14 protein-coding genes and 1 pseudogene are annotated in these 13,867 nt (G+C 46.0%); 1 reads left to right on the top strand and 14 read right to left on the bottom strand.

Going from position 1 to position 13,867, the window contains the following annotated elements:
• Nucleotides 1-10 precede the first annotated feature (10 nt).
• The 7 genes and pseudogenes from DXA20_RS18370 to DXA20_RS07670 all read right to left on the bottom strand — a co-directional run.
• Nucleotides 11-184: pseudogene (locus DXA20_RS18370) on the bottom strand (pyridoxamine 5'-phosphate oxidase family protein); the annotation flags it as partial.
• A complete protein-coding gene (locus tag DXA20_RS17150; protein WP_279222363.1) occupies nt 172-642 on the bottom strand; it encodes a DUF3267 domain-containing protein in 471 nt (156 codons plus the stop codon). The gene DXA20_RS17150 and the pseudogene DXA20_RS18370, both read right to left, overlap by 13 nt.
• 177 nt (nt 643-819) lie before the next feature.
• Nucleotides 820-1,176, bottom strand: coding sequence for a hypothetical protein (locus DXA20_RS17680; protein ID WP_330420696.1), 357 nt, complete (start codon nt 1,174-1,176; stop codon nt 820-822).
• Nucleotides 1,177-1,373: 197 nt separating this feature from the next.
• Nucleotides 1,374-1,532: a hypothetical protein gene (locus tag DXA20_RS17675; RefSeq protein ID WP_330420695.1), complete on the bottom strand. Its 159-nt coding sequence runs from the start codon at nt 1,530-1,532 to the stop codon at nt 1,374-1,376.
• Between the two features lie 263 nt (nt 1,533-1,795).
• Nucleotides 1,796-4,003, bottom strand: coding sequence for a protein translocase subunit SecD (secD, locus tag DXA20_RS07680; protein WP_118559870.1), 2,208 nt, complete (start codon nt 4,001-4,003; stop codon nt 1,796-1,798).
• A 209-nt stretch (nt 4,004-4,212) separates the two neighbouring features.
• Complete coding sequence (locus tag DXA20_RS07675; protein WP_118559869.1) at nt 4,213-5,118, bottom strand: polysaccharide deacetylase family protein; 906 nt, start codon at nt 5,116-5,118, stop codon at nt 4,213-4,215.
• A 155-nt stretch (nt 5,119-5,273) separates the two neighbouring features.
• Nucleotides 5,274-5,657: a TIGR04086 family membrane protein gene (locus DXA20_RS07670; protein ID WP_158577166.1), complete on the bottom strand. Its 384-nt coding sequence runs from the start codon at nt 5,655-5,657 to the stop codon at nt 5,274-5,276.
• Between the two features lie 97 nt (nt 5,658-5,754).
• Between DXA20_RS07670 and DXA20_RS07665 the strand changes: the two genes are divergently transcribed.
• On the top strand, nt 5,755-6,627 hold the full coding sequence (locus DXA20_RS07665) for a PHP domain-containing protein (protein ID WP_118559867.1): 873 nt from the start codon (nt 5,755-5,757) through the stop codon (nt 6,625-6,627).
• Between the two features lie 73 nt (nt 6,628-6,700).
• Here the strand turns inward: DXA20_RS07665 and yajC are convergent, their stop codons facing one another.
• The 7 genes from yajC to DXA20_RS07630 all read right to left on the bottom strand — a co-directional run bounded on the left by yajC (nt 6,701) and on the right by DXA20_RS07630 (nt 13,563).
• Nucleotides 6,701-7,033, bottom strand: a complete 333-nt coding sequence (yajC, locus tag DXA20_RS07660; protein ID WP_022305711.1) for a preprotein translocase subunit YajC — start codon at nt 7,031-7,033, stop codon at nt 6,701-6,703.
• Nucleotides 7,030-8,160, bottom strand: coding sequence for a tRNA guanosine(34) transglycosylase Tgt (gene tgt / locus DXA20_RS07655; RefSeq protein ID WP_022305712.1), 1,131 nt, complete (start codon nt 8,158-8,160; stop codon nt 7,030-7,032). Before tgt ends, yajC begins: the two co-directional genes overlap by 4 nt.
• A gap of 59 nt (nt 8,161-8,219) precedes the next feature.
• Nucleotides 8,220-8,687: a DUF1700 domain-containing protein gene (locus DXA20_RS07650; protein ID WP_022305713.1), complete on the bottom strand. Its 468-nt coding sequence runs from the start codon at nt 8,685-8,687 to the stop codon at nt 8,220-8,222.
• Nucleotides 8,688-8,817: 130 nt separating this feature from the next.
• Complete coding sequence (fba, locus tag DXA20_RS07645; protein ID WP_022305714.1) at nt 8,818-9,687, bottom strand: class II fructose-1,6-bisphosphate aldolase; 870 nt, start codon at nt 9,685-9,687, stop codon at nt 8,818-8,820.
• A 98-nt stretch (nt 9,688-9,785) separates the two neighbouring features.
• Nucleotides 9,786-10,622 (bottom strand): patatin-like phospholipase family protein, encoded by an 837-nt coding sequence (locus tag DXA20_RS07640; RefSeq protein WP_118559866.1) that lies wholly within the window; start codon nt 10,620-10,622, stop codon nt 9,786-9,788.
• Between the two features lie 27 nt (nt 10,623-10,649).
• On the bottom strand, nt 10,650-13,208 hold the full coding sequence (locus DXA20_RS07635) for a heavy metal translocating P-type ATPase (protein ID WP_118559865.1): 2,559 nt from the start codon (nt 13,206-13,208) through the stop codon (nt 10,650-10,652).
• A gap of 34 nt (nt 13,209-13,242) precedes the next feature.
• On the bottom strand, nt 13,243-13,563 hold the full coding sequence (locus DXA20_RS07630) for a metal-sensing transcriptional repressor (RefSeq protein WP_118559864.1): 321 nt from the start codon (nt 13,561-13,563) through the stop codon (nt 13,243-13,245).
• Nucleotides 13,564-13,867 lie beyond the last annotated feature (304 nt).

Below are 13,867 nucleotides of genomic sequence, written 5' to 3'. Positions count from 1 at the left end.
TACTTTGTCCTTAGAACTTCACTACTTTCGGTTCATGTGTGAATGAAGAAAATGTAGCTGTCGCATTTTTAAAATAAAACACCTCTGTATTTCCATCATCAGCGGAGTACATATTCTGTAAAGATGGGTATGCATCAAGCATTGACTGTCTTGCTTCTCTTCTGTCATCCTCTACAAATTCTCCGGTACATACCAATACGAATGACTGCCACTTAAAAATGTCACAGCGTTATTTGGCATCTGCGTCAGAGCAAAAAATACATTACAGAAATCACCCGCTCCCATTGAAATCGAAAATATCCCCAGATAACCCAAAAATGTCCACCCCGAATTGAAAACAAATAACAAAAACGGAATAAATCCAAAACAAATTGTTGGAAATAAACTCATCCAAACAAATTGTCCCTTCGTAAGGTCCTCTGTACTTATCACGAACAGTACCATATTTTTCAAACTCGTATACATAAACACGTCGCCCTTCATCCATATCGCATGTAAAAATTCATGTGGTACAAGAAGCAGAATTGATGCCACTGCCCCCCATGTATTATATTGCCGTCCTGCATAAAAAAATGTAAAAACCACTAATCCTATAAGCAATACAAGCGAAAGTAAGTTAGCTATAATAGCAAATTTGTTCATATCAGGTTCCTTAAACATAATCGCTCCTTCTTGAACACGTTTAGGAAGGATGCTCTCATCTTTAAATTCACCCATATATTTAAACGAAGTCATTTACAAAATCCTCCTTTTTTCTCTAATTGGTGTTGATTTTCAGGAGATTTTATATGTTTTCTCACATAAGAATAAATTAATATCTCAATTCATCTCCGAATCACTACGAACATAGAATGTAGCTCTTCCCGATCCCTTTTTTAAAAGAACACCTTCTTCTACTAATTGTTTTAAAGCCAATTCCACTGATTTTATTCCTATGGAGGGACACAATTCAGTAATATCACTTTTAGTCAGCTTTCCAACTTTGCTATATATCGCTCGCCTGACGATTTCTTTTGCCGAAAGCTTTTCACAAATGGCATCAACAGCAGACGGTGTTTCATATGGAGCAAGCGGTGTAAAAAGCACATATTCTTTCCCGGTTCCGTCCATAGCAGCAATCACATTTTGTGACACTTTGAAATGACCGCCGATACTTTTTTCTGTATATTTATACAAATCCCGATGTAACTGCAAAATGTAATTTGTTGTGATTGGAATATATTCATAGTTCTCATGTATCGTATTTAAAACATCCCTATATCCAAGAATTTCTTCCTCAGCACAATTTTTCGGAGTGGTCTTTTCCTCACAAAGCTGTTTTATCTGTTACTTGTAGTTCGTATTCCCTCAATAGCACTTGATGCCTCTGTACTCTATCGTTTTGCTATTTCTACAAATTTATCTAATTCTTCCGGTTTCTGCTTAATATAAACCTCCTGCCGTCCCTTATATTCATGAATCTGTGCAATAAGCGAGATTATCTCGCTGTCCCATGTTTTCTCTTTTAATGACGAATAATCAAATATTCTCATACTCTATCTCCCAATTAATCTCCTAAATAATATTAGATTTTAGGAGCTAAGTCAATATCAGGTACAAAAGTTCTTATATTATTAGCATTTCTATTTAGATCAAAGTATATCCCCGCACGACCCCCTTTGTCTTTATTCACTTCATAATAATTGCATCACCACACCTAGTATTCCCAACACTGCAATGACAAGGACGAGCAAAACAGGGTACCGCACAAAGTGCAGTACCCTGTTTTTTGATATCTCTTTATTCGATTTAACGATTATGCTTTCTTCTTAGCAAACTTTCTCTTCATAGTGTACCAGAGAGTACCTGTAATGCAAACTGATGAGTATGCACCGCAGATAATACCAGCCATCAGAGGAATTGCGAAATCTCTTACGGAATCCACACCCAGAATTGCCAGCATAAAGATCATGATGAATGTTGTGATAGAAGTATTAATACTTCTTGTCAATGTCTGTGTAATACTGTCATCTACGATCTGATCCAGTACAGAAGAATCCTTACGTCCGTTCAGATTCTCACGGATACGGTCAAAGATTACGATTGTCGCGTTGATAGAATAACCAACAATGGTAAGCATACAAGCGATGAATGTGTTACCAACAGAAATCTTGGAAACAGCATATACCAGAAGCACGATCGCACAGTCATGAAGCAGGGCAAGAACAGCACTGCTTGCGAAAATGACATCCTTGAATCGGAACCAGATATAAAGCAGCATACAAATCGCTGCGATAATAACGGATACGATCGCATTCGTCTTCATCTCATCTGATACAGCTGCACTGATACTATCGTACTGAATGTTCTTTTCCTGTACCTTGAAGTTGCTTACAAGTTGATTGGTAAGATCAGCTCTCTGATCATCCGTAAGCTCTACTGTCTTAACGGAAAGTGTGTTGCTTCCTGCTACGTCTGAAATAACGACATCGTTAGAACCACTTGTCTTACTGAAGATGGACTCAACCTGTTTCTTCAGATCAGCATCGATCTTCTCACCACTGTCAAATGTGACGTTGTAGGTGGTACCACCGAGGAAATCAAGACCATAGTTCAAAATATATCCGATTCGTCCTGTCTTGTTGACTACAAGCATTACGATACATGCGAGGATCAGCACGCCGGAAAGTGCGAAAAACTTCACTCTGTTTGCCACAAACGGGATACGCTTTCTTGCGCCCTCAACACCGAAGTACTTCACATCGTCTACACCGAGCACATACATTGCCTCGAGAAGAAGCTTTGTGATAACAAGTGCTGTGAACATAGACAGGATAATACCGATTGCCAGTGTTGTAGCAAAGCCCTTGATCGTACCGGAACCTTTCAGGTAAAGCACGAAGGCTGCGATCAGGGTAGTAATGTTACCATCCACGATTGCGGACAGCGCCTTATCAAAACCAAGCTTGATACTTGTCTGTACAGACTTGCCTTTGGCAAGCTCCTCCTTGATACGCGTGAATATGATAACGTTGGCATCCACCGCCATACCAATATTCAAAATGATACCTGCTACACCGGGAAGTGTCAGGGTAACATTCAGACCATTTAATACGACAAGCATCAGCACCAGGTAGAACAGAAGCGCAATGGATGCAGCCAGACCAGGCAGTCTGTAGAATACAACCATGAACAGTACCACAAGACCGAATCCGATCGCACCTGCCAAAAGACTTGTCTTGATCGCATCAAGACCAAGCTGTGCTCCGACAACCTGTGACTGCGCTTCCTTCAATTCCAGTGGAAGGGCACCGATACGGATACCTGCTGCAAGCTCCTCTGCATCTGCGAAGGTCTTGAAGCTTCTGGAAATCTGTGCCTTACCGTTCAGGATCTCGCTCTGAACAGCCGGTGACGAAAGCTCTTTTCCATCATAAATGATATAGATTCTCTTCTTAGATGGTGCGGCTTTCTGGGTTGCTGCACCGAACTTCTTTGTTCCCTTCTTATTGAAGGTAATGTCAACGACATTCTCCTTGTTCTTGGTAGTCTCGTCCTGAATCGTGTTCGCCTCAGCGTTCTTCACCTCAGAACCGGAGCAGATAACCTTGCTCTTGTCATATGTAACAGTGCCGTCTTTCTCTACTTTTACATCATCCTCTGATACAAAATCCAGAGAACCTTCCTTACCAAGACTCTTTAATACTTCTTCTGCATCGGCAACACCGGGGATGTCAACCTCGATACGCTTATCACCCTGCTGTACAACAGAGGACTCGGTACTGTATACCTCGGCACGCTGCTGCATCTTCTGAATCGTATCCTTCATCTCAGTGTCTGTCGGAGTATCCTTCACTGCCTCATAAGTGATGCTGACACCACCGGCAAGATCCAGACCAAGTCTGATGTTCTGAGCACTTCCCTTGTGGGCAGCTCCCAGTCCGACCAGAGTCGTGTAACCACAAAATGCGATCGCTGCTATAATAACGATTATAGTCAGCAATCCTTTCCTTTTGTTCTTCATTGCTGCATATCTCCTTTAAATAACTCTTTTTCGTAGAAATTCTCATGCATTTCATCCGCACATGCATAAAAAACCACGTTAAACATCATTATAGCATAGTCATCGAAAGATTGGCAAGGGATTCCTTATAATTCTCCGAAAATGAAAATCACCCCGGAATGCTGTGCATGTGATCACAGCATTCCGGAGTGATTGATCTTATATTTCCTTTATTTACCACTGAAATAAACCTTGCCGCCCTCTGCATCAATCCCCTTATAATAGAACAGCTCCTCAACGGTCACAAGCTGGAATCCCTTTTTGCGTAGCTTCGGCACAAGCTTTTCTACGGCTCCTGCCGTACTCGGATACAGATCATGCATCAGTACAATGTCTCCATCCGAAATGCTCTTGCACTTCTTTAAAATCTTCTTGCTGTTGCGACTCGCCCAGTCCTCTGTATCCACACTCCAGTAGATCATCGGGATCTTGATCGTCCGACGCATCTTATCATTGACATTACCGTACGGAGGTCGCAGCATGGTCGGCTCCTCCCCGTTGATCTTCTTCATGACACGAAAAGCACGTGTCAGCTCTCTGCGGATCTGCTTTTTCTTCATCTTACTCAGATCCCCGTGGTCAAAGGTATGGGTCGAAATCTGATTCCCCTTATTAAATGCATTCTTCATGGTATCCGCATAGCGCTCCACACGATTACCCACCACAAAAAAGGTGGCTCTGGAATCATTCTTTGCCAATACTTTCACAATCCGGTTTGTTACACGGTCATACGGACCATCATCAAAGGTCAGTGCCACCATCGGTTTATCCGGGTCAAGGTCCTTACGGATATGCTCTACTGCCGGTGCCTGCGTCTCCTGCGGTGCTTCCGTTCCCTTTGCTTTCTTTGATTCTCCTGCTTTCTTACTGTTCTCCGCACTGTTGTCCACAGATGCCTCTGTCTTTGTCTGCGTATTTAACCGCTCCCCCTGCCGGTTCAGCCGCACAAGCTGTGCCACCATCGCAATAATGACCACCCCCAGCACAACAGCTGCGCTCATCATGATCCAGACAGATTTCGGATTCTCCTCTGTACGCTGTCTTCTTTTTCTCCTTCTTTTATCGTCTCTGCTCATCACTTACTCACCTTTTCTCACTTTATTTACTTGTGCATTTACGAACATTTTTGTCCCCCTCATTTCGCACATGACCTATCATAACACACTCACTTTTTTTATCATCACATAGCCATTACTATTATGTTAAATAACTATTAACTCTATGATAATTTTTATGCACCTGTGCGGTTTGCCGGCGCAAGCATTCCTCCGATCATCCCTGCCACCGCACAGATCATACCGCTGCTGACTGTCTGAAATCCAAAGTCTGCCCCCGAATGATATATCATTTTCCCGGTCAGAAACAGCACCAGAAAATAACAAAGTCCGATCAGAAGCCCCCACAGAAATTTCTGTCTGCCTTTCACCTGCCCGATGCAAAAGCCGCCAAGAAGTGCCGACACAACATATGCTGTGATCACGCCACCACTGATAAGTCCAGCAGTCATATGCCCCTTCACCATAAACGCCGTTACAACCGCAAGAACAAGCGCCGACACAACAAGCATCCCCACAAGAATGATCAAAAAACGTAATGCATCCCCACTTTTTTTCATAAAAACAAATCCTTCCAAAATCTGCATTGTTTTATTCTCCATTATATGTCAATCTGTGTTAAACTATTCAGGAGAAAAGAGGAAGGAGACTATCATTATGGATTACGTTGATCTTCATACACATTCAAATGCTTCCGATGGCACCTGTTCTCCCGCCGAGGTGGTGATACGTGCTGCCGATAAGGGACTGCGCGCCATCGCACTGACGGATCACGACACGGTTTCCGGCATTGATGAAGCCATACAGGCTGCCCGCGACCATGCACTGCCGCTGCAGGTCATCCCCGGCACGGAACTTTCTGTCGCATACAAGAAGCAGGATATTCATATCGTTGGTCTGTTCATTGACCATCACAATAAAGCATTCCAGGACATGACTGATCTTTTGATCCGGCGCCGTCTGGAGCGCAATGAGGAGATGATACGGCGTTTTAATGCAAACGGCATCCCCGTTACCTACGAGGAACTCACGCAGGGCAATCCTGACGCCGTCATTACCCGCGCGCACTTTGCTCGCTATCTGGTGGATCATCAGATCGTCAAGATACCAAACGAAGCCTTTCACAAATATCTGGATCCGGGATGTCCTTATTTCATCCCACGCGAATATATCCGGCCCGAGGATGGAATCCGCATTATAAGGGATGCCGGCGGTGTTCCTATCCTGGCACACCCGCTTCATTACAAACTTCCCGAAAAGGAACTGGAGGCATTGATCGCACGGCTGAAGGAATCCGGTCTGATGGGAATCGAAGTCAAATATTCTAATCACACAAAACAGGATGAATACTATGCAGGTCAGCTTGCGGCAAAATTTCACCTTCTGCCGAGCGGAGGTTCAGATTTCCACGGAGCGAACAAGCCTGCCATTGACATCGGCACCGGCCGTGGCACACTTGCGGTTCCTTATGAGTATCTGGAAAAGCTTGCCGCAGCCGTTCATTACCCGTTAGAGGCCATGAAAGAATAAAAGTAATGTAAAAGCAAAAGCGTCAATGCGCTAAAAACCAATGCATTGACGCTTTATTTCATATCGGACCGAATTATTTACTCTCGTTGCCCTGCTTATCGATCTCAACGATATTCTCTTTCTTCATTGGGATACGGCAGTTCTTATTGTTACCGAACTCAACGATAACAACCTCATCCATAATGTCAATCACAACGCCGAAGAAACCGCTTGTGGTAAGTACGCTGTCTCCAACCTCCAGTGTGGTCAGAAGAGTGTCGTGCTCCTTCTGCTGCTTCTTCTGTGGACGGATTGCGAAAAACCAGAAAATACCAATGATCGCTGCATAGATTACAACCATGCTGATGATACTCTGTGTTGTGGAAGCCTGTCCACTCGATGACGCTAATACGCTTATTGCATTCATTTTAATTCCTCCATGCTTTCTAATTTTTTCTTTTTATATTCCTGGAAGCAGCCTTTCTCGATTGCTTCCCGAATTTCCTCCATCAAATGGTTATAGAACCAAAGATTGTGTGTCACCATACAACGAAGTCCGAGCATCTCCTTCGCTTTCAACAAATGACGGATATAAGCTCTACTGTATCTGCGACAAACCGGACATCCGCAGTCCTCATCCAACGGTCTGTCGTCCCTCTCATACCTTGCATTGAACAGGTTCATCTTACCGTGGTTGGTGTATGCATGACCGTGACGGCCGTTACGTGCCGGATAAACGCAGTCAAAGAAGTCAACACCGCGCTCTACCGATTCCAGAATATTCTGCGGCGTTCCAACACCCATCAGATAAGTAGGCTTATCCTGCGGCAGATAATCCATCGTCTTCTCGATCACATCGTACATCTCCTCATGTGTCTCGCCGACAGCAAGACCACCGAGTGCGTAACCGTCCAGATCCATCTCTGAGATCCTCTTGGCATGCTCAATACGGATATCCTGGAATGTACCGCCCTGATCGATACCAAACAGGAGCTGGTTCGGATTCAGAGTCTCCTCCAGACTATTGAGCCGCTTCATCTCCTTCTGGCAACGCTCCAGCCATCTTGTCGTTCTGTCCACAGAATCCTGCATATACTTTCTGGTCGCCGGATGCGGCGGACACTCGTCAAATGCCATCGCAATCGTAGAGGCAAGATGTGACTGTATCCGCATACTCTCCTCCGGACCCATGAAAATACGGTGCCCATCAATATGAGAGTTGAAATAAACGCCCTCTTCCTTGATCTTGCGCAGTCCTGCAAGGGAAAACACCTGAAATCCACCGGAATCTGTCAGCACCGGCTTATCCCATACCGCAAACTTGCGGATACCCCCCATATCGTAAACCACATCATCCCCCGGACGCACATGAAGGTGATAGGTGTTGCACAGCATGATCTGTGTATGGATCTCCTCAAGATCCCTGGTCGATACCGCACCCTTGATTGCACCGATCGTACCAACATTCATAAATACCGGTGTCTCCACCGTACCATGAACCGTCTCCAGCCTGGCACGCTTCGCCATGCCATCCTTACATAATACCTTATACATTGCTTATAACTTCCTCCAATATGTCTATCCGCGATAATAGCACCGCAATGCCCTGCCTGTCAATATCTCCGGAATAAATCTAATAAGAATTTAATAATTAAGACAATCACCACGACCGGTATAACAACCGTCACAGTAACCTTCAGTACGAAGATCAGTACAGCACCGACAATGATCGCAATCGAGATCAGCAGCACATAACGAAACAGCTTGTCGTACCACTTGTCTCCAAAGCCACCGATATCATCACTCTCGTAGCTGCCCTCATTTCTGCTCTCTCTGCTGTAATCGTCCCTTGCCTGCTCCTTATAAAAGTCAGCCATCGGTCCCTTTGCAGCAGTAAACGAATCGATCAGTGTTCTTGCGATCAGACGCGGATCGCCAAGCTCCTCGCAGACCTCCCTTTCCGGGCGTCCGCTCTCCGCAAAATAATTATCATAATAGCGAATATTATCCTCGATATCCTGAACCGGAATATTTCCCTCCAATGCCATACGCAGCTCTGATAGAAATTCTCGTTTCGTCATCCTCTATCCTCCATTATAGAAACAACTTTGCAGCCTGTATCAAATACAGACTGCAAAGCTGCTATACCAGATGAAACGACAGATGCTGTCAGTTTATGCTCTGCCATTTCCGCCTATTCATTTGTTCAAACTAGTTGAAAGCCTTTCCAACTGATCCGAAGAGCTCCATCTTCTCCTTAACAGTAGCCTTGATAGCCTCTGCGCCCGGAGCAAGAAGCTTACGAGGATCAAATCCCTTACCCTCGAGATCCTTACCTTCCTCGATGTACTTACGTGTAGCTTCCTGGAATGCAAGCTGACACTCTGTATTTACGTTGATCTTTGCAACACCAAGAGAGATTGCTTTCTTGATCATATCTGCAGGAATACCTGTACCACCATGAAGTACCAGAGGCATATCTCCTGTCTTAGCCTGAATTGCATCAAGAGTCTCAAAGCTCAGACCAGCCCAGTTCTCAGGATATTTACCATGAATATTACCGATACCTGCTGCAAGCATTGTTACACCAAGATCTGCAACCTTCTTACACTCCTCAGGATCTGCACACTCGCCGGCACCGATGACACCATCTTCCTCGCCACCGATTGAACCAACCTCTGCCTCAAGAGAAAGACCAAGAATGTCACATGCGTTGACAAGCTCTGTTGTCTTCTGTACGTTCTCCTCGATCGGAAGGCTGGAACCATCAAACATAATAGAAGAGAATCCTGCGTTGATACAAGCCTTTGCGCCTTCGAATGAACCATGGTCAAGGTGAAGTGCTACAGGAACTGTAATGTTAAGCTCCTCGATCATACCCTTTACCATACCAACGATAGTCTTATAACCGCACATATACTTTCCGGCACCCTCAGATACACCAAGGATAACCGGTGACTCAAGCTCCTGAGCTGTCTGAAGAATAGACTTTGTCCACTCAAGGTTGTTGATGTTAAACTGACCTACTGCATAGTGACCTGCTTTTGCTTTTGTAAGCATTTCTTTTGCTGATACTAACATAATCCTAATCCTCCATTTGTAAAATTCACTACAAAACCTTAATTCGTTGCTATTATATACCATTTTTTCAAAAAAGAAAATAGCAATTCCATAAAATATTAATGAAATAACGCTTTTATCTCACTCATACGCTCCGCTGCCAGATCATATCCTTCCTGCCATGACCGGCGAAGCACCTTCACATCCTTCTCCATACTTTTGAGAGGATGCTCCGGTCTGAGGATCACGGCACGTCCCTGTTTCTCCAGCTCTTCACAGAGCTTCACGGAGCGGTTGTACTTCTTATAGCGGTGAACCAATGCCCTTGCTACGGCCGGATATTTCTTCTCGATCCGGCGCGCGATCAGAATATCTGACTTGCGGCATTCCTTGATATATCCCTTCGGTCTGGTCAGCACGACCAGTACCTTGTCGCAGCCATCGCTCAACACCTTGTCGATCGGGATCGGATTGGACAGACCACCGTCGAAATACTCCCTGCCATGGATCACGGCCGGAGGTATGATCGCCGGCAGTGCACAGGTGCCATGAAACACCTCAAACCGCTCATCCACATCCTTCTGCGTAAAATACTGTACACGCCCTGTCTGTGCATCCGTTGTGACCGCAATAAATTTCCCGTCATAATTCTGAAATGTTTCCATATCAAACGGAACATGAATATTGGGAATATCACGGAACGCAAACTGAATGCCAAACATACTTTTCTCCTTGAACAGATTGCGCTTGCCCATGTATCGCTTATCATTGCGGTACTTTTCGAGCACCTCGATATTACGCCCTCTCTGTCTGGAAACATAGGACGCTGCATCCGCACAGCCTGCCGAAACACCAATGCAGTACGGAAACATGATATCCTCATCCAGCAGAGCATCCATTACGCCACAACTGAACACCGGGCGAAATGTGCCACCTTCAAATAAAACCGCCGGCATACCAATCATCCCTTCCTCATCCACTGACTACTCTACAGAAACCACCTTGTAATCCTGCTCTTCCACCGCCTTTGTAAGAACATCGTCCTCTACCGGCTGCTCAAGTGTTACAACCGCAGTTCCTTTCTCATGGCTTGCTACCGCCTCCGTCACACCGTCAATTGCCTCCAGAGCCTTCTTCACATGAGCCTCACAGTGTCCACACATCATTCCTTCGATCTTAATCGTCTTTGTCATTGTCTCTACCTCTTCTTTCTTATTATCGTTGTTATCGGAAATAAATTCTACACAAATCGCATCCTTCCTCTTGCGTTCCCTGCCCGCATCATGGATCCGGAACAGATTCAGCCGCAGGGCGTTGGTAACTACACAGAAGCTTGATAAACTCATGGCAGCTGCTCCAAACATCGGATTGAGCTTCCAGCCAAACAGCGGTATCCATACACCTGCTGCCAGAGGAATGCCGATCACATTGTAAAAGAACGCCCAGAAAAGATTCTCATGAATATTGCGCAGAGCCGCACGGCTTAAGCGGATCGCTGCCGGAACATCACTGAGTCTGCTCTTCATCAACACAACGTCTGCCGCATCGATCGCCACATCCGTACCTGCACCGATCGCAATCCCCATATCCGCTCTTGTCAATGCCGGCGCATCATTGATACCATCACCGACCATCGCAACCTTACCAAACTTCTGCAGTTCGCGAATCACGCTCTCCTTGCCATCCGGCAGTACATCGGCTACAACCTGATCCACACCTGCCTGCGCCCCGATTGCCTCCGCCGTTCTACGATTGTCTCCTGTCAGCATAACGACATGGATTCCCATGTTCTGCAGCTCGCGGATTGCCTGCGGGCTGTCCTCCTTCATGACATCTGCCACGGCGATCATACCGATGTAGCTTTCGTCACGCACAAAACAAAGAGGTGTCTTACCCTGACCGGCAAGCTTCTGTGCCTGCTTCTGCACTTCCTGTGGAATCTGAACCTGACTGCTGATATATGCCACGCTTCCTCCCATAAGTTTAACCCCGTCGCAGACTGCAGAAAGACCATTGCCCGGATGCGCTTTAAAATCACTTACTTCCTTAGAGCTTACACCCTTTTGGGTTCCATAGTCAAGAACCGCTTTCGCTAACGGATGCTCGCTCATCTGCTCCAGATGATAGGCATCCTCCAAAAGCTGCTGCTCTAAGATATTCTCTGCAGGAAGAAGGTCTGTCACACGGGGTTCTCCCTTCGTGATCGTGCCTGTTTTGTCCAGAGCAACAATCGCTGTCTTACCGGTCTCTTCCATAGAAACTGCCGTCTTAAATAAGATACCGTTTCTGGCACCTACACCGTTTGCCACCATGATCGCCACCGGCGTCGCCAGACCAAGAGCACACGGACAACTGATCACGAGAACGGAAATACCTCTTGCCAGCGCAAAGCCGACACTCTGCCCTGCAAGCAGCCAGACAATAATGGTCACAACCGCAATTGTTACAACTGCCGGTACAAAGATTCCGGAAACACGGTCAGCGATCTTGGCGATCGGAGCCTTTGTTGCCGCCGCATCACTGACCATCTGAATAATCTTTGATAATGCCGTATCCTCTCCGACTCTGGCCGCCTCACAGCGAAGCACACCGGACTGGTTAATGGTTCCGGCGGAGACGCCGTCTCCGGCAGCCTTGTCCACCGGGATACTCTCCCCGGTCAGTGCCGATTCGTCTACCGCACTGTCGCCCTCCAGCACCACGCCGTCTACCGGAATATCGGCACCGGGACGTACAATGTAGACATCTCCTTTTTTGACCTGCTCAACCGGAACTTCCTTCTCTTCCCCATCCACAAACAGTACTGCCGTTTTCGGTGCCAGATCCATGAGTCCCTTCAATGCATTCGTGGTCTTTCCCTTAGAATATGCCTCTAACATCTTTCCCACAGTGATCAGCGTCAGGATCATTGCCGCAGATTCAAAATAAAACTCATGCATATACCCCATGACCGCATCTGCATCGCCGCGCACCTGCGCACCAGTCATGGCAAACAGCGCATAGGTGCTGTACCCAAATGCTGCAGAAGAGCCAAGTGCCACAAGCGTATCCATATTCGGTGCTCCGTGCCACAGACTTGTAAAACCACTGATGAAAAACTTCTGATTCAGTACCATAATGATCACTGTCAGCAAAAGCTGTGCAAGTCCCATAGCCACATGATTGCCGTCTAAAAAAGACGGAAGCGGCCATCCCCACATCACATGTCCCATCGACAAATACATCAAAAGCAGCAAAAAAACAATTGACGACAACAGTCTTCTTCGCAGTACCGGCGTCTCGCGGTCCTTCAGGGAATCCTCCAGTGCCTGAATATTTCCTGCACTTTCTCCCTTATCGGAAGCGCCCTTCGGACTGGCTCCGTAGCCTGCCTGCTGTACTGCCTCAATGATCCGGCTCTGGGATGCGGTTCCTTCTACACCCATAGAATTAGTTAGAAGACTAACCGAGCAGGAGGTCACCCCCTCCACTGCCGACACAGCCTTTTCTACCCGGGCACTGCAGGCTGCACAGCTCATTCCGGTTACAATATATTGTTCCATGGTAATCCACACTTCCTCTCTTTTCCTGAAATACTTATTTCATCAGCTTCTGTAAGGTGACAACCAGATCATCCACCGTATCCTCGCGTCCATCCAGAATGTCCTGACGGACACATGTTTTGATATGGTTTGCCAGAAGAACCTTATTAAAGCTGTTCAAGGCTGCATTGACCGCCGATACCTGCATTAGAATATCCGTGCAGTAGGCATCCTCTTCGACCATCCGCTTGATTCCGCGGACCTGTCCCTCGATCCTGCTCAGCCGGTTGACAAGATCCTTGTACTCCTTCTCCTGCCGCTGTTTTTTCCGTCCACAGCAACAGCACTTTTTGTCCTCATTATTCCCGTGTTCCATCGAAATCATTCCTCCCTTTTCCGGCAAGATTATATACCCCCATGGGGTATATTGTCAATACTCTGTTTTTGTGATATCCATGTAATAACTGTACATTTTTTATCAATAGCTGAAGCTTCCCATACCTCAAATTGATGTATGCCCATAATATTTCTTATGTCCGGAAAATAAAATATCAATTTTGCCTGAGAAATCACTTGATCCGTGAACTATGACTAAAAAATTGACGCAGATCAGTAGGATTTCCGAAAAATCTTTGCTTTGCAATGCTTTGATAAATACGCATCCGCACGACTGAGCCCCA

Origin of the sequence: Roseburia sp. AM59-24XD (assembly GCF_003478445.1) — a bacterium.
GTDB lineage: Bacteria > Bacillota > Clostridia > Lachnospirales > Lachnospiraceae > Jutongia.
The sequence above is the reverse complement of the archived record's forward strand: the minus strand, read 5'-3'. Positions and strand labels throughout refer to the sequence as shown.

Bases quoted from the DNA above. Each gene is read 5' to 3' on its own strand.
- DXA20_RS17150 (WP_279222363.1), bottom strand. From the start codon at position 642: ATGAACAAATTTGCTATTATAGCTAACTTACTTTCGCTTGTATTGCTT.
- DXA20_RS17675 (WP_330420695.1), bottom strand. From the start codon at position 1,532: ATGAGAATATTTGATTATTCGTCATTAAAAGAGAAAACATGGGACAGC.
- secD (WP_118559870.1), bottom strand. From the start codon at position 4,003: ATGAAGAACAAAAGGAAAGGATTGCTGACTATAATCGTTATTATAGCA.
- DXA20_RS07675 (WP_118559869.1), bottom strand. From the start codon at position 5,118: ATGAGCAGAGACGATAAAAGAAGGAGAAAAAGAAGACAGCGTACAGAG.
- DXA20_RS07670 (WP_158577166.1), bottom strand. From the start codon at position 5,657: ATGAAAAAAAGTGGGGATGCATTACGTTTTTTGATCATTCTTGTGGGG.
- DXA20_RS07665 (WP_118559867.1), top strand. From the start codon at position 5,755: ATGGATTACGTTGATCTTCATACACATTCAAATGCTTCCGATGGCACC.
- yajC (WP_022305711.1), bottom strand. From the start codon at position 7,033: ATGAATGCAATAAGCGTATTAGCGTCATCGAGTGGACAGGCTTCCACA.
- tgt (WP_022305712.1), bottom strand. From the start codon at position 8,160: ATGTATAAGGTATTATGTAAGGATGGCATGGCGAAGCGTGCCAGGCTG.
- DXA20_RS07650 (WP_022305713.1), bottom strand. From the start codon at position 8,687: ATGACGAAACGAGAATTTCTATCAGAGCTGCGTATGGCATTGGAGGGA.
- fba (WP_022305714.1), bottom strand. From the start codon at position 9,687: ATGTTAGTATCAGCAAAAGAAATGCTTACAAAAGCAAAAGCAGGTCAC.
- DXA20_RS07640 (WP_118559866.1), bottom strand. From the start codon at position 10,622: ATGCCGGCGGTTTTATTTGAAGGTGGCACATTTCGCCCGGTGTTCAGT.
- DXA20_RS07635 (WP_118559865.1), bottom strand. From the start codon at position 13,208: ATGGAACAATATATTGTAACCGGAATGAGCTGTGCAGCCTGCAGTGCC.
- DXA20_RS07630 (WP_118559864.1), bottom strand. From the start codon at position 13,563: ATGGAACACGGGAATAATGAGGACAAAAAGTGCTGTTGCTGTGGACGG.